Below are 24,849 nucleotides of genomic sequence, written 5' to 3'. Positions count from 1 at the left end.
TCTCCGGTAGACCTGCGATCGATTTCCCGTATCGAGGGCAGTCGCGAACGGTCACTTCGAGGAAACCTGCTGCTGGCGCCATTGCAGCAAGGCGTACGGTGGATTCGACTCCGGATGATGTTCGAAGACTCCCTCCACGTCAGCGCCGATCGTGACCTTCTGCGCGGGATCGCCGAGCAGATTGCCGACCATGCGGATTCCCCCGGCGTGAGGCAGATCGACAAGCACCGCAATATAAGGTCCATGCCCTTTCAGCGCCGCGTGCGAGGGATGCCACACGCGCTCCCAGCTGAAGATCCGGCCGCGCGGGGCGACCTCCGTCCATTCCGGATCGAAAGTGTGGCAGCGGTGGCAGAGCCATTCGGGTCCGAATTGCCAACTGTTGCAATGGCTGCAGCGCTGCACCAGCAGCCTGCCCTGTCGCAATCCTTCCCAATAAGGCGCTGACAGGCCATCAGGCTCTGCGACCGGGATTGGCAGGCCCGCCGGAAGATAGCCTGCGCTCGGATTGGTCATAAGGTGGCCTCCGAACCCAAAATGAGGTTGCTCGCGGGTGACACCATCGGACCTCCAATGACCATTGCGACATCGCTGCGGCGGGCCTGGCTTGTCGATGTGCCGCGCACCTGACGAACGGCCTCCAGCACGAGCTCAAAGCCGTGCATGTAGCATTCGGCGAGATTGCCGCCGCTGGTGTTGAGCGGCAGCCGCCCGGACGGCGCGATCAGGTTGTCGAATGTCAGAAAGTCGTTGGCGTCCTCCGGCTTGAAGAAGCCATGCTCCGCCAGCGCCATCACGACGCCGCCGGTGAAATTCTCATACGCCTGGACCACACCGACGTCGGACGGCCCTACCCCGGTCATGCGGTAAAGATCAGGCGCCACCGTGTCGAAACTCGCGGTGGCGTAGAGCGGCGCGTTGTGCGCCGTCGCGGCCGCACGATGTCCGGAGCCAAAGGCCGCACCGAGCAGATAGGCCGGCTTGCGCCTGAAGTCGCCGGCGCGATCGGCCGGCACCAGCACCAGGGCCGCCGCGCCGTCATTCTCCATACAGCAGTCGTAGAGATGAAAGGGCTCCACGATCCAGCGCGAGGCATCGTATTTCCCGGGATCGAGCGGCCTGCCGTGCATCACGGCACGCGGGTTGGCCTGGGCATGATGATAGGAAGCGAGCGCAATCGCGCGCAAGGCGTCCTGCCGGACGCCGTGCTCGTGCATGTAGCGCTGCACGCGCATCGCAAAGCGCTGCGGCGGCGCCAGCACGCCGTAAGGCATCAAATAGGACCGTTCGCCCGACACGGTGTGGATCCCGGCCGCCTGCCCGAAGCGGCCATATTGGCCCTGCGCCAAAGATCGGAAGACCACGACGCAATCGGCCAGACCCGCGACAATCGCGGCCGCCGCATTGGCAACGGCCGCGCAGCAGCCGCCACCTCCTCCGCCCCATTGCATGGTCGCTGTGCGCAATCGATGTGTGCCGAGCGCCGCCGCCAGCCGCGACGCCTCGCTGCGATCGTCGCTGTAGGAGGAAAAGCCATCGATATCGCGGGGATCGAGCCCGGCGTCCTCGCACGCCGCCAAAATGGCTTTCAGCGCGAGCTTGAGTTCCGGGTCGGGAGACGCGCCATGGCGATAATATTCGGTTTCGCCGATCCCGATCACGGCGACACGGCCCCGCAGCGTCCGCTCGTCTCGCGCTCGCGCCGTTTCACGCCTTGACGTCCTCTTTGGCATCCTTCCTTGACGGCTGGCTGCCGAAAGCGCCGCCCGCGGCAAGACGCGCGATCTGTGCCTCGTCATAGCCGAGCAGCTCGCGCAGCACGCCTTCGGTATGCTGGCCGACCGCCGGCGCCGCGACCGGATCGACGATCGGCGTCTGCGAGTAGCGGATCGGCAGGTTCACATTCGGCACCCAGCCGACCGTCTCGTGCGGAATCCGGGTGACGATGGCGCGCTCCCTCGCCTCGGGTGACCGGATCGCTTCGCCGACGGTGCGCAGCTGGCCGCAGGGAACACCGGCCGCCCGCATCTGCGATTGCCAGTGTGACCAGGGCTGCTTGCCAAACGCGTCACCGAGGATCGCGAACAACTCCTCACGCCGGCGGATCCGGTCAGGGCCTGTCGCATAAATCTCGGCCGCAGCAAGGTCTTCGCGCCCGAGCACCTGCGACATCAAGCGCTGGAAGATCTTGTCATTGCCGCAATTGATGTAGAACGAGCAATCGCTGGCCAGGAACACGCCCGACGGGCAGGTGTCGGGACTGGTGTTGCCGCTTCGCTTCGGATCGGCATCGTTGAAGAGCGACTGCATGGTCGCGTATCCCGTCATCAGCACGGCATTCTCGAACAACGATACCTCGATGGCCTGTCCCTGCCCACTGCGCTCGCGTGCGAACAGAGCCCCGAGGATTGCATTGCTCGCCATCATCGCGGTGCTGATATCCATCACCGGCGACAATGCGCGCACGCCCTCGCGATCGGCATAGCCGTTCATCGACACAAAGCCGCTCTCGACCTGCGCGATCGGGTCGAAACCGAGCCGGTCCGAAAACGCCCCGTCACGTCCATAGGCCGACACCGCGCAATAGATGATCTCGGGCTTGATCTTGCGGCAGCTGTCGTAGTCGAGCCCCAGCCGCGCCATGACGCCGGCGGAGAAATTCTCGACGACGACGTCGGCCGTGGCGATCAGCTCACGCGCAACCTTCAGGCCCTCGGGGGATTTGAGATCGAGCGCAACGCTGCGCTTGTTGCGGTTGGTCCAGAGAAACGGCGCGCCTTGCTTGAGATCGGGATGCACAGGAGGATGGCGACGCAAATCGTCGCCGCGGCCGGGCGCCTCGACCTTGATCACCTCGGCGCCCATGTCGGCCAGGATCATGGTGGCAAACGGTCCCGCGATGAAATGGGAAAAATCGACCACCCGAATCCCCTGAAGCGCCCTTGGCGCATTGGAGGCGCGAGGCGTGTGCTCCGGGAATTCGGCTTCAAGCTGATCCAACATCGGGACATCCGTCGGTTTGAGAAGTGTTGATCCACGTCTGCCGCAAACGTTCAATTGCTCTTCGATGACTCGACGAGCGAGCAGCCGCCCTGATCGAGCGGCCGAAACGCCTCCGGCCCGGACAGCACGCCGACCTGCTCCAGCAGATCCCACTTGCTCTTCGAGGCAGTCGGGCTCTTCACCTTGAAGATGTACATGTTGTGAATGGCGCGGCCATCCGCGCGAACGACAACTGGCCCGAACAAGACGTCATCGATCTGCGTCTCCTTCAGCTTGCGGATCACGACCTGGGCATCGTTGCTGCCTGCCACCAGCGCCGCGTTGAGATAGGCCAGCACCGAAGAGTACACGCCGGCGTGGAACGCGGTCGGTGACTGCCCATGTTGCCGCTCGCTGAACCTGGCCGACCAGGCGCGGCTGGCCTCGTTGAGGTTCCAGTAGAACGGCTGGGTGATGATCAGCCCCTCGCCGACCGCAAGCCCGCTGGATTCGACATCGTTGGTGGTGGTCAGCAGCGCCGCGAAGGTCCGCCCGCTCTGCTTCAGCCCGAATTCTGCGGATTGCTTGATCAGGCTGACCGTGTCGCCGCCTGCCGTTGCGAACGCGATCACGTCCGCGCCCGAGCCCTCGGCCTGCAGAATGAACGAGGCATAGTCCGCATTGTTGATGGGCACATTGACCGACCCGAGCACGGAGCCGCCGCCGGCACCGATCACCGCCGTCCCGTCGCGCACCATCGACTTGCCGAGCGCATTGTCGGTCGCGATGAAGTACCACCTCTTGCCGCCGTGACGGACGAGGTAGGCGCCGATCGTGTGCGAGGCTGCCCAGGTGTCGAACGTCCACTGGATCGTGTTGGGCGAGCAATGTTTCCCGGTCAGGTCCGACGACGCCGCGCTCGATGCAATCAGCGCCGCCCTGGTGCCGCGCACGACCTCGTTGACGGCGAGCCCAACGGCCGAGTTCGGCACGTCGGCGACCGCATCGACCTTCTCCTGATCGATCCAGCGGCGCGCGATTGCAGCGCCGACGTCGGCCTTGTTCTGGTGGTCGGCCGAGACGATCTCGACCTTGAAATCGGGATGAAGCCGCATGAAATCCTCGGCGGCCATCCTGGCTGCCGTCACCGACCCTTCGCCGGCATTGTCCGAGTAGGGACCGGATGCGTCATTGAGCACGCCGATCTTGATGGTGCGCGCAGCGTCCGCCGATGCGGGAGAACTGGCCCAAACGGCCAGCAGCGATATTCTGACTATACGCGAAAGATATTTCACTGTTACCACCCTTAATATGTTGTTGTCTTAGAGATCGAGCACCAGCGTCCGCGATTTGGCGCCCGAGCAGCAGATCATGACGCTCTGGTTCGCCGCCTGCTCGTCCTGGCTCAGGAACTGATCGCGATGATCGGGAATGCCCTCGAGCACGCGCGTCTCGCAGGTGCCGCAGACCCCCTCAGCGCAGGCGTAGTTCACCGCAATTCCGGCATCGAGCAGCGCATCGAGGATCGTCTTGCCGGCATCGACCGCAATCGTGCGGTTGCGCCGCGCGAGCCTGACGTCGAAGCCACCCTCGGTGGCCGGTGCTTCGCGCGCCTTGAAATACTCGACATGGACGTGATCGGCCGGACGATCGGCGGTCGTCGCCTCGAATGCTTCGAGCATCGGCACCGGGCCGCAGCAGTAGAGATGCGCGTGAGCCGGTGCGTTCCTGACGATAGCCGGGATATCGAAGACACGTCCCGATCGCTCGTCGTCGAAATCGACATGCATGTTCAAATGGACATCCGGTCGGAATGCAGCGAACTCGTCGAGAAAGGCGGCGGCGGCGCGGGTCCTTGCGGCATAGAACAGCTCCCAGCGGCGTCCCAGCGCCTCCAGACGGCGGATCATCGAGAAGAGCGGCGTGATACCGATGCCGCCCGCGATCAGGATCGAGTGCTCGGCCTCTTCGCGAAGCGCGAAGTTGTTTCGTGGTTGGGATATCGTGAGGATATCTCCCGCCTTGATGCAGTCGTGGACAAAGCTGGAGCCACCCCGGCTCTCGCCATCCCGATTGACCGCTATCACATAGCGATGCCGTTCGCGCTGGTCGTTGACCAGCGAGTAACTGCGGATCATGCCGTTCGGCAATTGCAGATCGATGTGGCTGCCGGCCGTAAACGGCGCCAGCTCGCCGCCGGCGCGGGCGATCAGCTCGTAGGAATTGATCCGCTCGGCCTCATAGCCGATGCGCTTGACCAGCACGTCCTGCGTCACGTCAGCCATGGCGGGATGGGCTCACAGCTCGTACCCGAAATCGGCACCGAGCTTCGCCCGCATGAACGGCGCGCCGACATCGACCCAGGAATCCTCCGGCGGCAGCCGCAGCGACACCGCCCGCACCATGAACACGTCGGGCTCCGTAACGCCCTTGGGCTTGACGGCGTGATCGCAATAGGCGCCAAGCGCTTCCAGGATGAAACGCCGCGTCATCGCGATACCGGTGTCGCTCGAGCAGAGCGTCTCCTTGGTGCGATCGAAGATCGGCGAGACGCCGCTCTGGCAGGCGCCGTCCTGCACCCACAGACCCGGCAGCCCCGAGAACCAGGTGGTCCGCTGTGCCTCGTAGTCGAACTGAAAGCCGTTCTGCGGATTGTATTTGGTCCAGTAGCCCGCGTATGGGACCGTCACCGGATGCTGGACCAGGGCGTGGCGGCTGGCGTGGCCGCTTTCGCGGCCCTTGTGTCCTTCGGCAAAGACCTGCCGCGTTTTCGGTAGCAGCGGCTCCGACGGATGATAGGAGAACATGATGCAGAGCGTGTTCTCGTCATCGATCGGCACCCAGGCGTGGCCGCTCAAATCCGGGAACGGCGACAGCGGCGGCACCAGCGTATAGAACGGCAGCAGGAACTGGTTGACGCGCCAATACAGCGTATTGGCATCGTAGTTGCGCCGCGCCGCGATGCTCATGCCAAAGTCCTGCTTGATGCATTCGAAGGTCGGCCGCAGGTCGCGCTTCTGGATGCAGGCGCTGGTCGTGCCCTGGGCATCCAGCCGTCCATGCAGCAGCGGTGCATGCGCCGAGTCGATCTCGCCTTCGACCGCCTGCAGCCAGTTGCACTCCTGGACGCGAACCGAGATGTGCACCTGCTCAGCCGGCACCAGATTCCATTCGAGATTCGGCAGCGGCGGAAGCTCGGTCTGGTCGGGACCCATATAGGTCCAGATCATCCCGTTGCGTTCCTTGCAGGGATAGGCCTTGATCCGTACGCGCTCCTTGAGGCGACTGCGCACCGGCTCCGCCGGCATGTCCGTCACCGCGCCGGTGACGTCGAACTTCCAGCCGTGATAGACGCAGCGCAGCCCGCAATCCTCGTTTCGTCCAAAGATCAGCGGCGCACCGCGATGCGGGCACGCCTGGTCGACCAGCCCGACGCGTCCTTCGGTGTCGCGGAAGGCGACCAGATCCTCACCGAGCAGCCGGATGCGCTTCGGCTGCCCGTCCTTGGCGAGGTCCGCCGACGGCAGGAAGGGAATCCAGTAAAGGCGGAAGAGATCGCCGAGCGGCGTGCCCTTGCCGACCCTCACCAGACGTTCATTGTCTTCGCGCGAGAGCATGCGTGTGCCTCCATCAATTGCGGGTGGTCGGACTTGCCGCTTCGCCGAGAAGCGCGGCGACGCGGTCAGACTGTCCGAGATCCTGAGCGGTCCAAAGCGGATCGGATGCGGTGAGCGGTTTTCGTGGAACGGGAGGCTGCTTGCCCTCCTCGACCAGGGTGACGATCAGCTCGATGCGGCGCCGTTCCAGTTCCCTCAATGCGTCCTCGACGACGACCGCTTCGGCCGTGCATCCCGGGAGCTCCGGATAGGCGAGACGAACCCGCCACTGCCCCGGCTCGGTTTCGACCGCCTCAGCCTCCAGCAGATAGGGAATAGAGAGCAGCTCACGCAGGTCCAAAACCGACCTCCCCAGACGATGTCTTCGCATCGCATTTGATACGTATACGTACTACATTGCCGGATGGCTGACAAGGGCCGAGAGCCATTGCATCGCCTGCGAACAGACTCGGGCGGCGGTTCACCGCAGGGTTGAGGACGTCAGGCCAAGCTGCTAACGGCTAACGCGAATTCGCAAATCGGAGTCCAACGACGGCATGGCAGCCGACAAGGCAACAAAAGCAGGTTCGTCCGCCGACATTGCGCGCAACTGGCAACTGGAAGGCGGCGTCGGATTTCTGCTGCGGCTGCTGGAGGCCCGCTACGACGGGCTTTACCAAAGCATGACGCGCCAGAGCGACATCACACCGCGGCAGTTCGGCGTGCTGATGGCGCTGCACCAATTGGGCCCGCTTACCCCCTCCGTGCTGGCAGACCGGATCAGCTGCGACCGCAACACGCTCAGCGAAATGCTGAAACGGATGGTCGCGCGCCGGCTGGTGGCAAAGAAGGACAATCCGGACGACCGCCGCTCACTCCAGGTGCAGATCACCGCCAAGGGCGAGGAAGCGCTTCTCGCCGTCATTCCGGCCGCCGCCGAGCTGCAAGACATCATGCTGGCTCCCTTGCGTAAGGAAGACCGCGCCCATTTCCTGAAATGCCTGCTGGCGATCGCGAAGGCTCCGCCGCCGGACGCGCCGTCGGATGCTTGAGATCGTTGGCGCCCGGGCCGCTCAAAGCGCGATGAGATTCGGCTCAACCGTCATCGCGCTTTAGCCCGTTGTTTGAGCATGATCTTTTCGGAAAACCGCTTCGCACTTTTCCGGATCATGCTAGGCCGGCGCCCTTCCAAACGTGCCGGCGGCAGCGAGTGCCGCGATTGCGTCGGGCGATAATCCAAGAAGCCGCGACAGCACATCGTCCCGCTGCGCACCGATACCGGGAACCTGACGCCCGATCGGCGTATCAGCCCCCGACATCTGCCACGGCGCATTGACGCCGACGAATTCGCCGGCGCCGTCCCCAACCGTCCCGAACACACCGCGCTGGCGCAAATGAGGATCGCTCAGCGCCGCGCCAGGTGCGCGATATTCGGCGCAGGGAACGCCGGCGCGGTCCAGCGCCGCAATGCATTCGGCGACGGTGTGGCGCTCGGTCCATTGCTCGATCACCTGCATCATGGCGGTCCAGTTGGCGCCGCGCGCCGGAATGCTCGCAAAGCGCGGGTCGTTCGCCAGCTCATCCTGCCCTGTCACCTCGCACAGCGCCGCAAAGTTGCGCGGCGTGACCGGGGCGATCAGGATATCGCCATCGCGCGTGCGCACGGGGCCATAGGTCGGCCGCGGCGAGTGGATCGGGAATTGCGCCTCCTGAAGCTCGTAGACCAAGAGGTTCAGCATGCAATCCATCAACGCCACGTCGACGCGCTGACCTTTGCCTGTGCGCGCACGCTGGACCATCGCGGTCTGGATCGCGGAATAGCCGAAAATGCCGCCGAGGATATCGGCGACAAAGATCGCCCCGGCAGCCGGTCGCTCCCGGTCACCGGCGTAGCGCATCAGCGAGGTATCAAATCCGCTTTCGGCATGCACGATCATGGCGTAGGCCGCACGCTCGGCAGCGGGGCCTGTCTGGCCATATCCCGAGATCGAGCAATAGATCAGCCGCGGGTTGATCTCGCAAAGCGCCTCGTAGCCAAGACCGAGGCGGTCCATGACCCCCGGACGGAAATTCTCGACGACGATGTCCGTCTCCGCGACCATGCGATGCACGAGCTTGATCGCATCGGCGTTCTTCAAGTCCAGTGCCAGGCTGCGCTTGCCGGCATTGAGCTGGCCGAAATAGGTGCTGTGGCCTTCGCGCAGCGGCGTCCGCAACCGCATGTCGTCGCCTTCCGGCGGCTCGATCTTGATGACTTCGGCGCCGACGTCGGCCAGCAGCCGCGCGCAATAGGGCCCCGCCACCATGATGGAAAAATCCAGCACCCGCACACCGGCAAGCGGCGCCCTGTCGCCATCCTTCTGCATCCGACTTCTCCTACCTCGGCAGTCCGAGCGCGCGCTGCGCGATCAGGCTGCGCTGAATTTCGTTGGTCCCGACGCTGATCACCCACATCAGCGAATGCCGTAGGTTTTGCTCGAAGCGGCCATTGTCGATTGCACCCGGCATCTGCTCGGACAGCGCGGCGCGCATGCCGAGAATGTCGAGCGCGGCCTCGCCGAAGCGTTCCATCAGCTCACCGGAGAACACCTTGCTGATCGCGCCATATTCCGGTGGCGTCACGCCGTAGGCGGCGAGCTCGGCGCAATGCATCATCAAGAGACGACCGATCTCGATTTCGGACGCCAAAGTCGCGATCCTGTCGCGGACGATCGGGTCATCAGCCAGGGACCGATCGCCGATGACATGCGCACGCAGCTGCTCGAAGGCATGCGCGACCTTCAGCACAATGCCGCCACCGACCAGCCCCCGCTCGAAGGCCAGCGCGCCGGTCAGCACCTTCCAGCCGCCATTGACCTCGCCAACCAGGTTCTCGGCGGGAATGCGAACATCGTCGTAGAAGATGTTGGCGAACGTGCCGTCATACATCGTAACCGACGGACGGATCGTGATGCCCGGCGCATCCATCGGAACGATGAACATGCTGATCCCGGCGTGCGGCGGTTTGGCGTCCTTGTCGGTGCGCGCGGCGAGGAACATGTATTTTCCCCACCAGGTGGTGGTCCAGATCTTCTGGCCGTTGATCACCCACTGGCCGCCGTCCCTGACAGCGCTGGTACGCAGCGCGGCAAGATCGGAACCAGCCTGCGGCTCGCTGTAACCCATGCCGTGCATGGCTTCGCCGCGCAGGATTTCCGGAAGGTATTTTTGCTGCTGCTCCGGCGTGCCGAACATCATCAGCGCGTTGGCCTGGATCGCCGCGCCGATCCGCGGTGCCTCGCCTCGCTCCATCGTCTCCATGAAGGCGATCTGCTCCAGCGGAGAGCGCGCCTGGCCGCCGAATTCTTGCGGCCATCCGAGGCCGATCCACCCGGTCGCACCGATGTCGCGGGCGAAGCTTGCATCGAACTCGCGCTTGGCGAATGGCCTCTGGTCGAACGCGTCCTTCCGGCTTCCGGACCAGTTCTGCTCGAGCCAAAGCCGGACTTGCTCGCGCAACGCATTGCCGGCCGGCCCGAGGTCGTATTGCGGCAGCCCCGCGCCGCCCGCGTCCAGCAGCCGCGCCGCCAGTCGGCGTTTCGCATCCGTCGCGCCGCCAAGCGCGATCGTATCGAGGTGCACCCGCTTGAAATGGGCCGGCGCCTCGTGCTCCTCGGCATAGCCGATCGCACCGAAAATATGCTGGGTCTCCAGCGAAACCCGCCGCAGCGCCTCGCCCGAGAATGCCGATGCGCAGTCGGCGAAGTAACGCCAGTCGTCGTCACCAGCATCATGCAATCTGGCGGTATGCTCCAGGATCAACCTGACGCCCTCGAGCGCGATCAGGCCGTTTGCCAGCTTGTGCTGAATGGCCTGGAATTTTCCGATCGGTTGCCCGAACTGATGCCTTTCCTTGGCATAGTCCACCGCCAGATCGAACGCGCGCCGGGCGGCACCATAAGCGCGCGCGATCAACGCCGTCTTGCCCTTGCGGCGGAGATCGCCGGCATCGACCGGACCGAGCGGAATCAGCGTGGCCGGCGCAGCGCTCAGCCTGATCTCGTAGAGCGCTGACGCGCCCATCGCCCGGGTCGCGACGCACGCGACGCCGGGAGCGCCGAGGTCGATCAGCGCAAAACGAGACTGATCGAGAGCGACCAGGAGATGCGTCGCGCTTGCCGCAGCCTCGACGAAGCGGAGCACTCCTGTTGCGTTGAGGCCCGCAACCTGGATCGAGCCCGCGCCGGGATCGGATCCAGCGCGGCGAATGAGAAGGCAACAATCGCCTTGCCGGAATGCAGCCGCTTCAGCAAATCAGCGGCAGCAGCGATCTGCGACCCGGAGACCGCAAGATTGGCCAACGCCACGGACCACATCGGCGCCGGACATCCGGCGCGGCCGAGCTCCGCCATGACAACGAGAATTTCGGCGAGCCCGCCTTCGCCACCCTCCGTACCGAGCGTGGCTACCCCCTGCCCGACGAGCCGGCGCCAGATCGCCGCGACTTCCTCCGGTGAGGCAGAGGCAGCCTGGCCACGTGTGCGCCAATGCTCATCCAGGAAGCCACGCAAGGAGTCACGCAGCATCCCTGTGACGTCGTCTCCCGACAGTTCGGTCGCGACCATCGCCCAGCCTATGCCTGGCCGTACCTGGGCTTGCGCTTCTCCTTGAACGACATGGTCGCTTCCTTGTGGTCCGCGGTCTCGAATGTCACCTGCTCGAGCGCCATCGAGGCCTCCAGCAGCATATTGACGCGCTCCTTGACGATCTGGTTGATCGACAGCTTGGTCCAGCGGATGGCCCAGGTCGGGCCGTTCGCAAGCTCGACCGCGATCTCGCGAGCCTTGGCCAGCACCTCGGCGCGCGGCGCGACGTGATTGACGAGCCCGATCCGCTCCGCCTCCTTGCCCTTCAGCAGCGTGCCGCGGATCAAAAATTCCTTGGCCTTGTTGATGCCGATCAGCAGCGGCCAGATCACGGTGCCGCCGTCGCCCGCGACCAGGCCGACGCGGGACACGTGGGTGTCGCCGATCCGGGCGTCCTCGGCCATCACGGTGATGTCGCAGAGCAGCGCGTGGGTCGCCGCGAGTCCGATGGCGTCGCCGTTGATCGCGGCGATGATCGGCTTGTCGAGCTCGAGCTGACGGGTGACGCCGCGCCGGCTGATCATGGGATCGTGCACCTCGCCTTCTTCCAGCACGTCGCCGCCCGGACGCTCCGACATCGCCTTCACGTCGCCGCCGACGCTGAAGAAGTCGCCGGCGCCGGTCAGCACCACGGCATTGACGGCGTGGTCGTCGGCGAGGTCGTCCCAGATCGTCCGCAATTCGCGGATCAGCTTCTGATTGATGGCATTGCGCGCCTGCGGACGGTTCAAGGTCACGGTCGCGACCTTGTCCGAAACCTCGACCGTCAGACATTCATATTTGGCGTAATTGGACACGTTTGCCTCCCTTGTTATTGCTGTTTGAGCGTTGATTTATTCTGCCGGCCCGGCGCGCTACCGGCGCATCCCCGGCTGCACGTCAGCCAATGCGACGTGAAGCGACATGGCCCCGGGATCCTGCTCCAGCATGCGCTGCACGGATTCCAGGTGCGACCGCAGCAGCCGGCTTGCCAGCGCCACGTCGCGCTCGCTCAGCGCCGCCAGGAATTGCCGCCGCTTCTCTGCCAGCCGCGCCATCGCAACCCCGCTCGAGGCGACCTTGGCATAGACGAAGCGCATGTGGATCTCGGTGACGGAATCCACGATCATCGCGATCACCTTGTTGCCGGTCGACGCCGCCAGCAGCTTGTAGAACTCGCGCGAACACTCGACCCGATCGAGCAGCCGGCCCTCCTTCGTAGCGAGCTCCGTCCGCTCAATATTGGCTTCGAGCGCGTCGAGATCGGCCCGCCGCGCATTGGCGCAGGCCAGCTGCACCACGAGGTCGAGCACATGGACCCGCGCCTCCGATAATTCCCGCACCGAGATCGTACCGAGGCTCAGCATGTCCCGCATGACCTCGTTCATGCGGCGGGTATCGCCCTGCTGGATAAAGGCGCCGCCCTTGACGCCCTTCAGCAGCCGCAGCACGCCGGCCATCTCGAGGCTGCGCAGCGCTTCGCGCAGCACATTCCGGCTGACGCCGAGCTGTTGCGCCAACTCACGCTCGGCCGGCAACTTGTCGCCGGGCTTCAGCACGCCGAGTGCCAGCTGCTCGCGGATGCGCTCGCAGATTTCCTCGAACGTCCGCCTTGTGTGGATCGGCTTGAAGGTCGGCGCGGCCGCGGAACCGGCCGCACGAAGATCTGTGGCCCGCTCCCGCCGGTTCGGCGAGGCGGCACGAGGGCGCTGCGGAGCGCGAGGGCTTGACTTGGTGCTCATGCGGTGAATTATTAAATGGATCACCCATTCAATGGAAGCCCCTTTTTGGCTTCCGGCGAAGAAAACAGACGGGGAGCCGCATGAATTTTTCCGAGGAGCAGGTCGCATTCCGCGACAACGTGCGCAGGATGGTCGCCAGGCATGTGGCGCCGATCGCCGCCGAGATCGACGAGACCGACCGCTTCCCGCTCGAGCTGGTCAAGCTGTTCGGCGAGATGGGACTGATGCAGCTCTGGGTGCCGGAGCGCTACGGCGGCCCGAACGGCAATTTGACCATGGCCTGCATCGCGCGGGAGGAGATCTCGAAGGTCTCCCCTGCCTGCGCATCGATCGCGGCACTCAACACCATGTTCATCATGCCGCTGCTGCATTTCGGCTCGGAGGAGCAGCTCCGGAAATATCTGCCGATCATCGCCGAGGGCGGCGTCGTCACGGCGATTGCAATCTCCGAGCCGCAGGCCGGCTCCGATGTCGCCGCACTCAGCACCCGCGCCCGGAAGGACGGCGACAGCTATGTCCTGAACAGCCGCAAGCAATGGTGCAGCTACGGCGTCGTCGCCGACTATATCGTGGTGATGGCGCGGACCAGTGACGGCGCCGGCGCTGATGGCATCAGTGCCTTCATCGTCGAACCGAAAAAGATGCCGGGCATCTCGTTCGGACGGCACGAGCGCAAGATGGGCTTTCGCGGCGCCCCCAACACGCCGATCTTCTTCGACAATGTCCGGGTTCCCGCCGAGAATCTCGTCGGCGAGGAAGGCAAGGGTTTTCGCGCGTCGATGCGCGCGCTCGACCTCAATCGACCAACCATCGGCGCCCAGTCGGTCGGCCTTGCGCAGGGCGCGCTCGATGCCTGCATCGCCTACGCCAAGGAGCGCAAGCAGTTCAAAAAGCCAATCTCCGAATTCCAGGGCGTGCAGTTCATGCTCGCCGACATGGCGATGCAGATCGAGGCTGCCCGCGCGCTGGTCTATGAATGCGCCCGCGCCGGCGATGCCGGCGACTGGAAGCGCCTCAATGTGCTCGCCAGCATGGCCAAATGCGTCGGCAGCGACATGGCCATGAAGGTGACGACCGACGCCGTCCAAATCTTCGGCGGCTACGGCTACACGATGGACTACCCGGTCGAGCGCATGATGCGCGACGCCAAGCTCACCCAGATTTTTGAAGGCACCAACCAGATCCAGCGCGTGGTGATCGCCCGCGAGTTGCTGCGCTAGCGATTTCAACAAGAAACGAATTACAGGGAGGAACGACCTTGAACCCCATCATCAACCGGGCGCTGGCGGCCGTGGCGCTGTGCGCCCTGCTGGCGGCGCCTGCCGACGCGCAGAAGGCCTATGGTCCCGGCGCCAGCGACACCGAGATCAAGCTTGGTCAGTCGACGCCGCTGAGCGGCCCCGCCTCTGCTTTCGGCGCAGGCGCCGGGCGCGCGGTGGTCGGCTATTTCGAGATGCTGAACGCGAACGGCGGCATCAACGGTCGCAAGATCAACTTCACGCAGCTCGACAATGCGTACAGCGCGCCGAAGGCGGTGGAGCAATCGCGCAAGCTGATCGAGGACGTCGGCGTATTGGCCGAAGTCGGTACGATCGGCACGGCGCCCAACGTCGCGATCCAGAAATACCTGAACGGCAAGCAGGTGCCGCAGCTCTTCATCACCGCCGGCGGACGCCGCTTCAACGATCCCAAGGCGTTCCCGTGGACGATCCCGCTCTATCCGGACTTCGAAACCGAAGGCCGCGTCGTCGCCAAGTACATATTGGCGGCAAAGCCCGAGGCCAGGATCGGCGTGCTTTACCAGAATGACGACTACGGCAAGGATTACCTCAAGGGCCTCCGCGCCGGCCTCGGCCCCAAGGCCGAGTTGATCGTTGCCCAGGCCTCGTACGAACTCGCCGACCCGACGATCGACTCGCAGATCGTCCAGCTCAAGGCCGCGGGCGTCGACACACTGATCGAGCAGTCGTCGTCGAAAGCCGCCGCGCAATCGATCCGCAAGGTCTATGAGCTCGGCTGGAAACCCCTGCACGTGATCGGCGGCTCGACGGCGTCGGTGGACACCATCCTGAAGCCGGCTGGCCTCGAAGCCTCAAAGGGATTGGTGACCACGCAATTCCTCAAGCAGCCGGGCGATCCGGCCTGGGCCAAGGACGACGAGGTCAACGCCTACAAGGATTTCTTGAAGAAATACGCCCCCTCGGCCAATCCGGACGATTATTCCGTGCTGGTCGCCGACGTGAACGTGCATGCCGTGGAGTTGGCATTGCGCAAGTGCGGCGATCAATTGACCCGCGAGAACCTGATCAAGGAGGCGACGTCGCTGAACGGGGAACGACTGCCGATGATGCTGCCGGGCATCTCGATCAGCACCCGGCCCGGCGACTACACGCCGTTCCGAACGCTGCGGATTGCGACATTCGACGGCGAAAGCTGGTCGCTGACCGGCGAGCCGCTCTCGGCGGATTGAAACGCTTGGCGAGAAACCCCGCTTCTCGCCAACGTCACCTCAGGCGCCAAGCTCGGCAGATCAAGCCCATTGGCACGGGCGCATTCGACTGCGGTCTCATAACCGGCGTCGGCGTGACGCATGACGCCCGTGGCCGGATCGTTCCACAGTACGCGTTCGAGCCGGCGTGCCGCCTCCGGCGTGCCGTCGGCAACGATCACCATGCCGGCGTGCTGCGAATAGCCGATGCCGACGCCGCCGCCATGATGCAGCGACACCCAAGTGGCGCCGCTCGCACAGTTGAGCAGCGCATTGAGCAGCGGCCAATCGGACACTGCGTCGGAGCCATCGCGCATCGCCTCGGTCTCGCGGTTTGGGCTCGCCACCGATCCGCTGTCGAGATGATCGCGGCCGATCACGATCGGCGCCTTGAGCTCGCCGCGCGCCACCATCTCGTTGAAGGCAAGGCCGAGACGATGGCGGTCGCCGAGACCGACCCAGCAAATCCGCGCCGGCAGCCCCTGAAACTTGATGCGCGCCTTTGCCATGTCGAGCCAGTTGTGCAGATGGCTGTCGTTGGGCATCAGCTCCTTGACCTTGGCATCGGTCTTGAAGATGTCCTCGGGATCGCCCGATAGCGCCGCCCAGCGGAACGGTCCCACGCCACGGCAAAACACCGGACGGATATAGGCGGGAACGAAGCCCGGAAAATCGAACGCCGCCTTCAGGCCCATGTCCTTCGCCATCTGGCGGATGTTGTTGCCGTAGTCGAGCGTCGGGATTCCCTGCGCGTGGAAATCCAGCATGGCCTGGACGTGATCGACCATCGAGGCCTTGGCTGCGCTTTCCACCGCCTTCGGGTCAGCCGCGCGCCTGGCTTCCCACTCGGCGAGCGTCCACCCCTTCGGCAAGTAGCCGTTGATCGGATCATGCGCGCTGGTCTGGTCGGTCACGATGTCCGGACGCACGCCGCGGCGCACCAGTTCCGGAAAGATCTCGGCCGCATTGCCGAGCAGGCCGACCGAAACCGGCCTTTGGCTCTTGGCCGCCTCGGCGATGATCGCCAGCGCTTCATCGAGCGTCGTCGCCTGGCGGTCGAGGTAACCCGTGCGCAGCCGCATCTCAATGCGGCTCGGCTGGCATTCCACCGCTAGCATCGAGGCGCCCGCCATCGTCGCGGCCAGCGGCTGCGCGCCGCCCATGCCGCCGAGGCCCGCCGTGAGGATCCATTTGCCGGCGAGACTGCCGCCATAATGCCGGCGCCCCACCTCGACGAACGTCTCATAGGTCCCCTGCACGATGCCCTGGCTGCCGATATAGATCCACGAGCCCGCCGTCATCTGGCCGAACATCATCAGGCCTTGCCGGTCGAGCTCGTTGAAATGATCGAGCGTTGCCCAATGCGGCACCAGGTTCGAGTTCGCGATCAGGACGCGCGGCGCATCCGCATGGGTGCGGAAAATCCCGACCGGCTTGCCGGATTGCACAAGGAGCGTCTGGTCGCCTTCGAGCTTGCGCAACGAGGCGGCAATCCGATCAAAACTCTCCCAGTCGCGCGCCGCACGCCCGATGCCGCCATAGACCACAAGCTCGCTCGGACGCTCGGCGACATCTGGATCCAGATTGTTCATCAGCATGCGCAGCGGTGCTTCCGTCAGCCAGCTCTTGGCGCTGATGTCGGTGCCACGGGGAGCACGGATGATGCGTTCGTTGTCCAATCGGCGGTTCATGACGGATGTTCCTGTCGGCTACGCAAGTCTTCTAAGCGAGTCTTGGAAACGGATCGGCTGAAAGGGCGGCGATCGCGGCAGCCGGTAGTGCGTCGGCCTCGATCAGCGCCGCAGCCTTGGCGAGATCGTCGGCCATGTAGCGATCAGCAGCGAGCGCCGGAACGTGCTCGCGCAACGCGGCGATGACGGCAGCGAGCGGCGCGCTTGTCGAATGTGGCGCGCGTAGCGTGATGCCTTGCGCGGCGACCAGGAGCTCGATGCCGAGGATGGCGGCAAGGTTGTCAGCCATGTCGGACAGCCGGCGCGCGGCATGCGCGGCCATCGAGACGTGATCCTCCTGATTGGCACTGGTCGGCGTGGAGTCGATCGAGCATGGCAATGCACGCTGCTTGTTCTCGGCATAGAGCGCGGCCGCCGTCACCTCGGCGATCATGAACCCCGAATTGATGCCGGGTTCGGGCGTCAGGAACGGCGGCAGGCCAAAGTTCAGGGCGGGGTCGACGAGCGTCGCGATCCGACGCTCGCTGGTCGCGCCGATCTCCGCCAGTGCGAGCGCAATCTGGTCGGCGGCGAACGCCACCGGCTCGGCGTGAAAATTGCCACCCGAGACGATCTCGCCGGTCTCAACCAGGACCAGCGGATTGTCGGTGACGGCATTGGCCTCAATGGTCAGCCCCCGCGCGGCTTGCGCGAGCAGATCGAGCACGGCGCCCGCGACCTGCGGCTGGCAGCGCAGGCAGTAAGGGTCCTGCACCCGTTCGTCGCCTTCGAGATGCGATTGCCTGATGTCGCTGCCGTCGAGCAATGCGGTCAAGGTCGCAGCGGCGGCGATCTGCCCGTCATGGCCGCGCAATGCCTGGATTTCGGGGCGGAACGGCACCGTGGAGGCCATCGCCGCATCAACCGACAGCGCACCGGTCACCAGCGCAGCACACGCCAGACGATGCGCGCGCAGCACTCCGGAAATGGCATAGGCGGTCGAAAACTGCGTGCCGTTGATCAGCGCGAGCCCCTCCTTGGGGCCAAGCGTCAACGGCGCGAGGCCGGCAGCCGCGAGCGCTTCGCCGCCCGGCACGACCTTGCCGTCAAGAATTGCCTGTCCCTCGCCGATCATGACGGCGGTCATATGGGCGAGCGGCGCCAGATCCCCGGAGGCGCCGACCGAGCCCTGCTGCGGCACCAGCGGATCAACGCCGCGCGCCAGCATGCCCTGCAACTGCTCGATGACATCGCGGCGCACGCCGGACGCGCCGCGGCCGAGCGAGATCACTTTCAGCGCCATCATCAGGCGGACGATCGGCTCGGGCGTCGCTGGCCCGACCCCGCAGCAATGCGACAGGATGAGGTTGCGCTGAAGCAGTGCTGTTTGATCAGGCGCGATGCGCGTCGACGCCAGCTTCCCGAAGCCGGTATTGATGCCGTAGACGGGAACATCGATACGCGCGGCCTTCGCCACGATCTCCGCAGCCGCCTCGACGCGCGGCCAACACGACGGATCGAGCACGATGGTCGCGCCCGCAAGCACTCGCGCCAGCACGTCCAGGCCGACGGTTCCGGGTGTCACGACGACAGGCGCATCGCGATCGTTCATTGCCCCCTCCACACCCGGCTGTGCAGCGGGTTGAAGCCAATGCGGTAGACCAGTTCGGCCGGGCGCTCGCTGTCCCAGATCGCGAGATCGCACCATTTGCCGGCTTCGAGCGTGCCGGTCTCGGCGAGCATGCCGAGCGCGCGCGCTCCTTCCCGCGTCACGCCGGCGAGGCATTCGGCGACCGTCATCCGGAACAGCGTTGCGCCCATGTTCATCGCGAGCAACAGCGAGGTGAGCGGCGAACTGCCCGGATTGCAGTCGGTCGCCAGCGCCATGTGCACGCCGTGGGCGCGGAACAGCTCGACCGGCGGCTTCTGTGTCTCACGAATGAAATAGAACGCGCCGGGCAGCAAGACCGCGACGGTCCCCGCCTTTGCCATCGCGGCGGCACCGGCTTCATCGGTGTGCTCCAGATGGTCGGCCGACAGCGCGGAGAATCTTGCGGCGAGCGCTGCACCGCCAAGATTTGACAGCTGATCCGCATGCAGCTTCACAGGCAGTCCGAGCGCACGCGCCGCCTCGAACACCCGCGCCGTCTGCTCTCCGGAAAATGCGATGCCTTCCATGAAGCCATCAACGGCATCGGCAAGACCGGCCTTGGCCACGGCCGGCAGCATCTCGTTGCAGACCAGATCGATGTAGCGATCCTTGTCGCCGTCGGCTTCGGGCGGCAGCGCATGCGCACCGAGGAAGGATGTGCGGATCGCAACCTGCCGCAGCTGGCCGAGGCTGCGTGCGGCGGCCAGCTGCCGCATCTCGGTCTCGGCATTAAGGCCATAGCCGGACTTGATCTCGACGGTGGTTGCGCCCTCGCCGATCAGCGCGTCGAGCCGCGGAAGTGCGCCGGCGACAAGCTCGGCCTCGGTCGCGCGGCGCGTTGCGGCAACGGTCGAGACGATGCCGCCGCCGGCGCGCGCGATCTCCTCATAGCTTGCGCCCTTCAGGCGAAGCTCAAACTCGTGCGCGCGGTTGCCGCCAAAGACGAGATGGGTGTGGCAATCGACCAGCCCGGGCATGATCCAGCGGCCGCCGCAATCGATCCGCTCGCTGGCATCCGCGTCCACAGGAAAATCCGATTGCGCGCCGGCATAGACGATGCGGCCGTTGCGCGCCGCGATCAGGCCCCGCTCGACCTCGCCGAGATCGGCGCGATCGCCGCGCATCGTGGCGAGCCGGGCGTTGTGCCAGATACGGTCGAAACGCTCTGCCATGCGATCGTCCCCTTGAGGTGGGATGCTTGACTTATATGTCTAGACATATAATCGTGTGCCGGTTCTGTCCAGCCGGCGTGGAAAAATGACACGACTGCATTTCGCATTCGCGCTGCTGCCTTCGGGCTGGGCCAGTGACGTGCAGGTCGCCGTCGCTAGCGGCACGATCGCCTCGGTGACGGCAGGCGTGGCGCCAGCCGCCGGCGATGAACGGCACCAGCTGGCCGTTCCGGGATTGGCAAGCCTGCACAGCCACGCCTTTCAGCGCGGCATGGCCGGCCTCGCCGAGCTGCGCGGCGACACCACCGATACGTTCTGGACCTGGCGCGAGACGATGTATCGCTTTGCGCTGGCAATGACGCCGGACGACGTCGCGGCCGTAGCAACCCTGCTCTATGTCGAGATGCTCGAGCGGGGCTTTACCCGCGTCGGCGAGTTTCACTATCTGCATCATGATCGCGACGGCGCGCCCTACGCCAATCCCGCGGAGATGGCGGTGCGCATTGCGGAAGCCACTGAGGCCTCCGGCATCGGGCTGACGCTGCTGCCGAGCTTCTATGCCCACAGCACTTTTGGCGGCGCAGCGCCGCATGCCGGGCAGCGTCGCTTCATCTGCTCGGTCGATCAGTTCGCCGCGCTGATGGCAGCCTCGCGCGAGGTGATCCGAAAATTGCCCGGCGCCAATATCGGCATCGCGCCGCATAGCCTGCGCGCAGTGGCGCCGGATGAACTCGCAGCGATCATCCCGCTTGCCGAGGCGGATCCAATCCATATCCACGCTGCCGAGCAGGTGCGTGAGGTCGAGGATTGCCTCGCCTGGTCCGGGCGGCGGCCGGTGGAATGGCTGCTCGAACATGCTCCCGTCAATCAGCGCTGGTGCCTGATTCACGCGACCCACATGGGCGATCAGGAAGTCGTTGCGCTCGCCCGCTGCGGCGCAGTGGCCGGCCTCTGCCCGGCCACCGAAGCGAGTCTCGGCGACGGCATCTTTTCGGCGCGCGAATTCCTCGCCGCAGGCGGCCGGTTCGGCATCGGAACCGATTCCAACGTGCTGGTCGGAGTCGCCGACGAGCTGCGTCAGCTTGAGTACGGCCAGCGACTGAAGCACCGGGAGCGCAATGTGCTCTCCGGGCGTCCCGGCGCATCCACCGGCCGCGCGCTGCTCGATCACGCGCTCGCAGGCGGTGCGCAGGCGCTGGCACAAACCAGGACTGGGCTGATCCCCGGCGCACGGGCCGACATCGTCAGCCTCGACACCGCGCATCCATCGCTCGCCGGACGGTCGGGCGATGCAATTCTCGACGGCTGGCTGTTCGCTGCCGGAGGCGACGCGATCGACTGCGTCTGGGCCGGTGGCGACAAGGTGGTCACGGGCGGACGGCACCGGCTGCGTGCCAGGGCGCGCGAGCAATTCAATGCAAGCGTCCGGAGGCTCGTCGCATGAGTCTCGCCTCCGATCGGGCCCGCCTCGATGCAGCCAGCAAGCCGACGCTCTACAAGCGCATCCGGCTCGACATCGAGACACGGATCCTGACCGGCGAATGGCCGCCGGGTCACCGCATCCCCTTCGAGCACCAGTTGATGACGCGCTATCACTGCTCGCGCATGACGGTGAACAAGGCGCTGTCGGAGCTGGCGCAGGCCGACCTGATCGAGCGGCGGCGCCGTGCCGGTTCCTTCGTGCGCCGTCCGCAGCATCTGTCGGCGGTACTCAAGATCGCCGACATCAGAGCCGAGATCACCGCGCTCGGGCGCAGCTATGGCTATCAGCTGATCGATTGCCGCCGGCGCACCGCTACATCAGCCGATCGTGCCAGGCTCGGCGCGAGCCAGGCCGGCAAGGTGGTCGCGATCGCCTGCCGGCACAGCGCCGACAATGTGCCGTTCGCCGTCGAGGACAGGCTGATCGATCTCACCACCGTGCCGGAGGCCGCAACGGCTGACTTTGCGCGCGAACCGCCGGGATCGTGGCTGCTGCATCATGTGCCGTGGACCGAGGCTGAACATACAATCAGCGCCGTCGTTGCTGACGATCGCACCGCCGAGGCACTCGACATAGCGGTCGGCGCGCCCTGTCTCGTGATCGACCGCTACACCTGGCGTAGCGCGCGGACGCTGACCGCGGTGCGGCTGCATTATCCGGGCGAGACGCACCGCCTGGTGGCTCGCTTCAAGGGAGGCTGAGGACGCCTTGCGCGGCATAATTCATGCAATGCATCATGGGCCACCGTCATCAAGATGCTTCATGCGGCAATCCGCCGCGACTGACGTGAAGAGATCACTCTCGTGAAGAGATCACTGACGTGAAGAGATCAACAGGGTTCAATCCATCGTCCAAGGGGTCGACAATCATGCGTTCCGTCAAGCTATTGCCCGCAGTCGCAGCTTTGCTCGTGTCCACCGCCGCGTTCGCCGATGACGTCAAGGTCGGCGTCGGCATCTCCGGATGGACCGGCTTCGCACCGCTGACGCTCGCCAAGGAGGCCGGCATCTTCAAGAAGAACGGCCTCGACGTGACGCTGAAGAAGATTCCGCAGAAGGACCGGCATCTCGCGATCGCCTCGGGCGACATCCAGTGCGCCGCCACGACAGTCGAGACCTGGGTCTCCTGGAACGCCAACGGTGTCGCGACCAAGCAGATCTTCCAGCTCGACAAGAGCTATGGCGCCGACGGCATGGCGGTGCGCAACGACGTCGCCGCGATCAAGGACCTGAAGGGCAAGACCGTCGCCGCCTCCGCGCCGGGCACCTCGCCCTATTTCGCGCTGGCCTGGATGCTCAAGAAGAACGGCCTCACCGTGAAGGACGTCACCGTGGTGAATCTGGAGCCCGCTGCCGCCGCGCAGGCCTTCGTCTCCGGTCAGAACGATGCCGCGATGACCTACGAGCCTTATCTGTCGACCGTGCGCGCGGCGCCCGACAAGGGCAAGATCATCGCGACCACGCTCGACTATCCGATGGTGATGGATACGTTCGGCTGCACGCCAAAATTCCTGACCGACAATCCGAAGGCGGCCCAGGCGCTCGCCGACAGCTATTTCGAGGCGCTGGACATGATCGCCAAGGATCAGGCCAAGGCCTACGAGATCATGGGCGCAGACGTGAAGCAGTCCGGCGAGCAGTTCGGCAACTCGGCAAAATACCTGCGCTGGCAGGACAAGGCCGCCAACCAGAAATTCTTCGCCGGCGACTTCCTCACCTTCAACAAAGATGCAGCCGAGCTGCTGCTCGAGGTCGGCATCATCAAGGCTGCGCCGAAGGTCGAGGACATCTACGACGCAAGCTTCATCAAGTAACGCAACAATCATTTCGGCCGGCCCCGCCTCGCGGCACTGCAGGCGGGACCGGCGCATGAGATTCGCCTGGATACCGTGATGCGTCCTCTCGAGCCCACGACATCGAAGCAGCGCGTGGCCTATGGCCTCGCGTTCTTCGTGCTGTTCGTCGCCCTCTGGTCCTGGGCGACGTTTGGCGGCCATGTATCGAAGACGTTTCTCGCCAACCCGCTGACCATGGTGCAGGAAGGCTATGAGCTGCTTGCCAAGCAAGGCTTCCTGTTCGATATCGGGATGACGATCTGGCGGGTCGTCGGCGGCTTTGCCCTTGCCGCCGTGATCGCGGTGCCGCTCGGCGTGCTGATGGGCGCCTACAAGCCGATCGAAGCCTTCCTCGAACCTTTCGTGTCCTTTGCGCGCTATCTGCCGGCGTCGGCCTTCATCCCGCTGTTGATCCTGTGGGCCGGCATCGGCGAGTTGCAGAAGCTGCTCGTGATCTTCATCGGCGCGGTGTTTCAGATCATCCTGATGGTGGCGGTGACCGTCGGCGCCACGCGGCGCGATCTGGTCGAAGCCGCCTACACGCTCGGCGCGCGCGACCGCGGCATCATCCGCCGGGTGCTGCTGCCGTCCGCAGCCCCCGAGATAGCGGAGATCCTCAGGTTGGTGCTGGGCTGGGCCTGGACCTACGTCATCGTCGCCGAATTGATCGGCTCGTCGTCGGGCATCGGGCACATGATCACCGACAGCCAGGCGCTGCTCAACACCGGCCAGATCATCTTCGGCATCATCGTCATCGGGCTGATCGGCCTGATCTCCGACTTCCTGTTCAAGGCCTTCAACGCCAGGCTGTTCCCGTGGAAGCTCGCATGACCGCGCTCAGGATCGATCAGGTCTCGCGAACCTTCCCCGCCCGCGCCGGCCACGCGCCGACCCGGGCGCTCGAGCCGACGACGCTCGATGTCGGCGACAACGATTTCGTCACCATCCTCGGCCCCTCCGGCTGCGGAAAGTCCACCTTGCTCCGGATCATTGCCGGGCTCGACCGGCCGACCAGCGGGCGGGTCACGCTCGATGGCCGCGAGGTCACAGGCCCCGGCGCCGATCGCGGCATGGTATTTCAGTCCTACACACTGTTTCCATGGCTGACCGTGCGCGAGAACATCGCCTTCGGCCTGCGCGAGCGCGGCGTTGGACAGGCGGAGCGCCACGAGATCGCCGACGCCTTCATTCGCCGGGTCGGACTATCCGGCTTCGAAAATCACTGGCCCAAACAGCTGTCGGGCGGCATGCAGCAGCGCACCGCGATCGCCCGGGCGCTGGCCAATGATCCGAAGATCCTGCTGCTCGACGAGCCGTTCGGCGCGCTCGACAACCAGACGCGGGCATTGATGCAGGAGATGCTGCTCGGCATCTGGGAGCGCGACCAGAAGACGGTGCTGTTCGTCACCCACGATATCGAGGAAGCGATCTTCCTCGGCAGCCGCGTCATCGTCATGAGCGCGCGTCCCGGCCGTATCAAGGCCGAGATTACGGTCGACCTGCCGCATCCCCGCTCCTACAAGATCAAGACCACGCCGGAATTCGTCGCCCTGAAGGAACGGCTGGTCGAGGAGATCCGCACCGAGGCCTTGAAGGTCGCCGAGCAGGCCTGACGGCCCGCCCCGTC

22 protein-coding genes and 1 pseudogene are annotated in these 24,849 nt (G+C 65.1%); 8 read left to right on the top strand and 15 right to left on the bottom strand.

Annotation, left to right across the window (positions count from 1 at the left end):
- Positions 1 to 51: 51 nt before the first annotated feature.
- The 7 genes from HAP54_RS31500 to HAP54_RS31470 are packed head-to-tail and all read right to left on the bottom strand — an operon-like array spanning position 52 to position 6,939.
- Positions 52 to 516, bottom strand: a complete 465-nt coding sequence (locus HAP54_RS31500; RefSeq protein WP_166294095.1) for a Zn-ribbon domain-containing OB-fold protein — start codon at positions 514 to 516, stop codon at positions 52 to 54.
- On the bottom strand, positions 513 to 1,733 hold the full coding sequence (locus tag HAP54_RS31495; protein ID WP_166294093.1) for a thiolase C-terminal domain-containing protein: 1,221 nt from the start codon (positions 1,731 to 1,733) through the stop codon (positions 513 to 515). Before HAP54_RS31495 ends, HAP54_RS31500 begins: the two co-directional genes overlap by 4 nt.
- On the bottom strand, positions 1,708 to 3,003 hold the full coding sequence (locus tag HAP54_RS31490) for a CaiB/BaiF CoA transferase family protein (RefSeq protein ID WP_166294091.1): 1,296 nt from the start codon (positions 3,001 to 3,003) through the stop codon (positions 1,708 to 1,710). The genes HAP54_RS31495 and HAP54_RS31490 overlap by 26 nt, the downstream gene beginning before the upstream one ends.
- A gap of 50 nt (positions 3,004 to 3,053) precedes the next feature.
- Positions 3,054 to 4,277: an ABC transporter substrate-binding protein gene (locus HAP54_RS31485; RefSeq protein WP_166294089.1), complete on the bottom strand. Its 1,224-nt coding sequence runs from the start codon at positions 4,275 to 4,277 to the stop codon at positions 3,054 to 3,056.
- Positions 4,278 to 4,304: 27 nt separating this feature from the next.
- Positions 4,305 to 5,267, bottom strand: coding sequence for a PDR/VanB family oxidoreductase (locus HAP54_RS31480; RefSeq protein WP_166294087.1), 963 nt, complete (start codon positions 5,265 to 5,267; stop codon positions 4,305 to 4,307).
- 12 nt (positions 5,268 to 5,279) lie between these two features.
- Complete coding sequence (locus HAP54_RS31475) at positions 5,280 to 6,599, bottom strand: Rieske 2Fe-2S domain-containing protein (protein WP_166294085.1); 1,320 nt, start codon at positions 6,597 to 6,599, stop codon at positions 5,280 to 5,282.
- Between the two features lie 13 nt (positions 6,600 to 6,612).
- A complete protein-coding gene (locus tag HAP54_RS31470; protein ID WP_166294083.1) occupies positions 6,613 to 6,939 on the bottom strand; it encodes a hypothetical protein in 327 nt (108 codons plus the stop codon).
- 196 nt (positions 6,940 to 7,135) lie between these two features.
- Between HAP54_RS31470 and HAP54_RS31465 the strand changes: the two genes are divergently transcribed.
- Positions 7,136 to 7,630 (top strand): MarR family winged helix-turn-helix transcriptional regulator, encoded by a 495-nt coding sequence (locus HAP54_RS31465; RefSeq protein ID WP_166294081.1) that lies wholly within the window; start codon positions 7,136 to 7,138, stop codon positions 7,628 to 7,630.
- A 120-nt stretch (positions 7,631 to 7,750) separates the two neighbouring features.
- Here the strand turns inward: HAP54_RS31465 and HAP54_RS31460 are convergent, their stop codons facing one another.
- The 5 genes from HAP54_RS31460 to HAP54_RS31440 are packed head-to-tail and all read right to left on the bottom strand — an operon-like array spanning position 7,751 to position 12,924.
- Positions 7,751 to 8,944 (bottom strand): CaiB/BaiF CoA transferase family protein, encoded by a 1,194-nt coding sequence (locus tag HAP54_RS31460; protein WP_166294079.1) that lies wholly within the window; start codon positions 8,942 to 8,944, stop codon positions 7,751 to 7,753.
- Positions 8,945 to 8,954: 10 nt separating this feature from the next.
- Positions 8,955 to 10,760 (bottom strand): acyl-CoA dehydrogenase family protein, encoded by a 1,806-nt coding sequence (locus tag HAP54_RS31455; protein ID WP_224741706.1) that lies wholly within the window; start codon positions 10,758 to 10,760, stop codon positions 8,955 to 8,957.
- Positions 10,685 to 11,182 carry an acyl-CoA dehydrogenase family protein gene (locus tag HAP54_RS31450; protein WP_224741707.1) on the bottom strand — a complete coding sequence of 166 codons (498 nt, stop codon included), beginning with the start codon at positions 11,180 to 11,182 and terminating at the stop codon, positions 10,685 to 10,687. Before HAP54_RS31450 ends, HAP54_RS31455 begins: the two co-directional genes overlap by 76 nt.
- Before the next feature lie 8 nt (positions 11,183 to 11,190).
- Positions 11,191 to 12,000, bottom strand: coding sequence for an enoyl-CoA hydratase/isomerase family protein (locus HAP54_RS31445; protein ID WP_224741708.1), 810 nt, complete (start codon positions 11,998 to 12,000; stop codon positions 11,191 to 11,193).
- A gap of 57 nt (positions 12,001 to 12,057) precedes the next feature.
- Entirely contained in the window at positions 12,058 to 12,924 is an 867-nt protein-coding gene (locus HAP54_RS31440) for a FadR/GntR family transcriptional regulator (protein ID WP_166294077.1), read from the bottom strand.
- Between the two features lie 80 nt (positions 12,925 to 13,004).
- Between HAP54_RS31440 and HAP54_RS31435 the strand changes: the two genes are divergently transcribed.
- Positions 13,005 to 14,144, top strand: coding sequence for an acyl-CoA dehydrogenase family protein (locus tag HAP54_RS31435; RefSeq protein ID WP_166294076.1), 1,140 nt, complete (start codon positions 13,005 to 13,007; stop codon positions 14,142 to 14,144).
- Positions 14,145 to 14,191: 47 nt separating this feature from the next.
- Entirely contained in the window at positions 14,192 to 15,394 is a 1,203-nt protein-coding gene (locus HAP54_RS31430) for an ABC transporter substrate-binding protein (protein WP_414646231.1), read from the top strand.
- A gap of 44 nt (positions 15,395 to 15,438) precedes the next feature.
- On the opposite strand, the pseudogene hutU reads toward HAP54_RS31430, so the two are convergent.
- The 3 genes and pseudogenes from hutU to hutI all read right to left on the bottom strand — a co-directional run.
- Positions 15,439 to 17,103: pseudogene (hutU, locus tag HAP54_RS31425) on the bottom strand (urocanate hydratase); the annotation flags it as partial.
- A 31-nt stretch (positions 17,104 to 17,134) separates the two neighbouring features.
- Complete coding sequence (hutH, locus tag HAP54_RS31420) at positions 17,135 to 18,694, bottom strand: histidine ammonia-lyase (RefSeq protein ID WP_166294074.1); 1,560 nt, start codon at positions 18,692 to 18,694, stop codon at positions 17,135 to 17,137.
- Positions 18,691 to 19,905 carry an imidazolonepropionase gene (gene hutI / locus HAP54_RS31415; protein WP_166294072.1) on the bottom strand — a complete coding sequence of 405 codons (1,215 nt, stop codon included), beginning with the start codon at positions 19,903 to 19,905 and terminating at the stop codon, positions 18,691 to 18,693. The genes hutH and hutI overlap by 4 nt, the downstream gene beginning before the upstream one ends.
- Before the next feature lie 85 nt (positions 19,906 to 19,990).
- Between hutI and HAP54_RS31410 the strand changes: the two genes are divergently transcribed.
- The 5 genes from HAP54_RS31410 to HAP54_RS31390 all read left to right on the top strand — a co-directional run bounded on the left by HAP54_RS31410 (position 19,991) and on the right by HAP54_RS31390 (position 24,835).
- The gene (locus HAP54_RS31410) at positions 19,991 to 21,349 is read left to right on the top strand and encodes a formimidoylglutamate deiminase (RefSeq protein WP_166294070.1); all 1,359 of its coding nucleotides are present in this window, start codon (positions 19,991 to 19,993) and stop codon (positions 21,347 to 21,349) included.
- Entirely contained in the window at positions 21,346 to 22,089 is a 744-nt protein-coding gene (hutC, locus tag HAP54_RS31405) for a histidine utilization repressor (RefSeq protein WP_166294068.1), read from the top strand. Before HAP54_RS31410 ends, hutC begins: the two co-directional genes overlap by 4 nt.
- A gap of 167 nt (positions 22,090 to 22,256) precedes the next feature.
- Positions 22,257 to 23,201, top strand: coding sequence for an ABC transporter substrate-binding protein (locus HAP54_RS31400; RefSeq protein WP_166294066.1), 945 nt, complete (start codon positions 22,257 to 22,259; stop codon positions 23,199 to 23,201).
- Between the two features lie 78 nt (positions 23,202 to 23,279).
- A complete protein-coding gene (locus HAP54_RS31395; protein WP_166294064.1) occupies positions 23,280 to 24,053 on the top strand; it encodes an ABC transporter permease in 774 nt (257 codons plus the stop codon).
- On the top strand, positions 24,050 to 24,835 hold the full coding sequence (locus tag HAP54_RS31390; RefSeq protein ID WP_166294062.1) for an ABC transporter ATP-binding protein: 786 nt from the start codon (positions 24,050 to 24,052) through the stop codon (positions 24,833 to 24,835). The genes HAP54_RS31395 and HAP54_RS31390 overlap by 4 nt, the downstream gene beginning before the upstream one ends.
- Positions 24,836 to 24,849 lie beyond the last annotated feature (14 nt).

This window comes from Bradyrhizobium sp. 2S1 (assembly GCF_011516625.5).
Classification (GTDB): domain Bacteria; phylum Pseudomonadota; class Alphaproteobacteria; order Rhizobiales; family Xanthobacteraceae; genus Bradyrhizobium; species Bradyrhizobium septentrionale.
This window is presented reverse-complemented; position numbering and strand designations above follow the sequence as displayed.

Excerpts from the sequence above, each read along its gene's own strand:
- HAP54_RS31500 (WP_166294095.1), bottom strand. The coding sequence starts at position 516 with ATGACCAATCCGAGCGCAGGCTATCTTCCGGCGGGCCTGCCAATCCCG.
- HAP54_RS31495 (WP_166294093.1), bottom strand. The coding sequence starts at position 1,733 with ATGCCAAAGAGGACGTCAAGGCGTGAAACGGCGCGAGCGCGAGACGAG.
- HAP54_RS31490 (WP_166294091.1), bottom strand. The coding sequence starts at position 3,003 with ATGTTGGATCAGCTTGAAGCCGAATTCCCGGAGCACACGCCTCGCGCC.
- HAP54_RS31480 (WP_166294087.1), bottom strand. The coding sequence starts at position 5,267 with ATGGCTGACGTGACGCAGGACGTGCTGGTCAAGCGCATCGGCTATGAG.
- HAP54_RS31475 (WP_166294085.1), bottom strand. The coding sequence starts at position 6,599 with ATGCTCTCGCGCGAAGACAATGAACGTCTGGTGAGGGTCGGCAAGGGC.
- HAP54_RS31465 (WP_166294081.1), top strand. The coding sequence starts at position 7,136 with ATGGCAGCCGACAAGGCAACAAAAGCAGGTTCGTCCGCCGACATTGCG.
- HAP54_RS31460 (WP_166294079.1), bottom strand. The coding sequence starts at position 8,944 with ATGCAGAAGGATGGCGACAGGGCGCCGCTTGCCGGTGTGCGGGTGCTG.
- HAP54_RS31450 (WP_224741707.1), bottom strand. The coding sequence starts at position 11,182 with ATGGTCGCGACCGAACTGTCGGGAGACGACGTCACAGGGATGCTGCGT.
- HAP54_RS31440 (WP_166294077.1), bottom strand. The coding sequence starts at position 12,924 with ATGAGCACCAAGTCAAGCCCTCGCGCTCCGCAGCGCCCTCGTGCCGCC.
- HAP54_RS31435 (WP_166294076.1), top strand. The coding sequence starts at position 13,005 with ATGAATTTTTCCGAGGAGCAGGTCGCATTCCGCGACAACGTGCGCAGG.
- hutH (WP_166294074.1), bottom strand. The coding sequence starts at position 18,694 with ATGAACGATCGCGATGCGCCTGTCGTCGTGACACCCGGAACCGTCGGC.
- hutI (WP_166294072.1), bottom strand. The coding sequence starts at position 19,905 with ATGGCAGAGCGTTTCGACCGTATCTGGCACAACGCCCGGCTCGCCACG.
- HAP54_RS31410 (WP_166294070.1), top strand. The coding sequence starts at position 19,991 with ATGACACGACTGCATTTCGCATTCGCGCTGCTGCCTTCGGGCTGGGCC.
- hutC (WP_166294068.1), top strand. The coding sequence starts at position 21,346 with ATGAGTCTCGCCTCCGATCGGGCCCGCCTCGATGCAGCCAGCAAGCCG.
- HAP54_RS31400 (WP_166294066.1), top strand. The coding sequence starts at position 22,257 with ATGCGTTCCGTCAAGCTATTGCCCGCAGTCGCAGCTTTGCTCGTGTCC.
- HAP54_RS31395 (WP_166294064.1), top strand. The coding sequence starts at position 23,280 with ATGCGTCCTCTCGAGCCCACGACATCGAAGCAGCGCGTGGCCTATGGC.
- HAP54_RS31390 (WP_166294062.1), top strand. The coding sequence starts at position 24,050 with ATGACCGCGCTCAGGATCGATCAGGTCTCGCGAACCTTCCCCGCCCGC.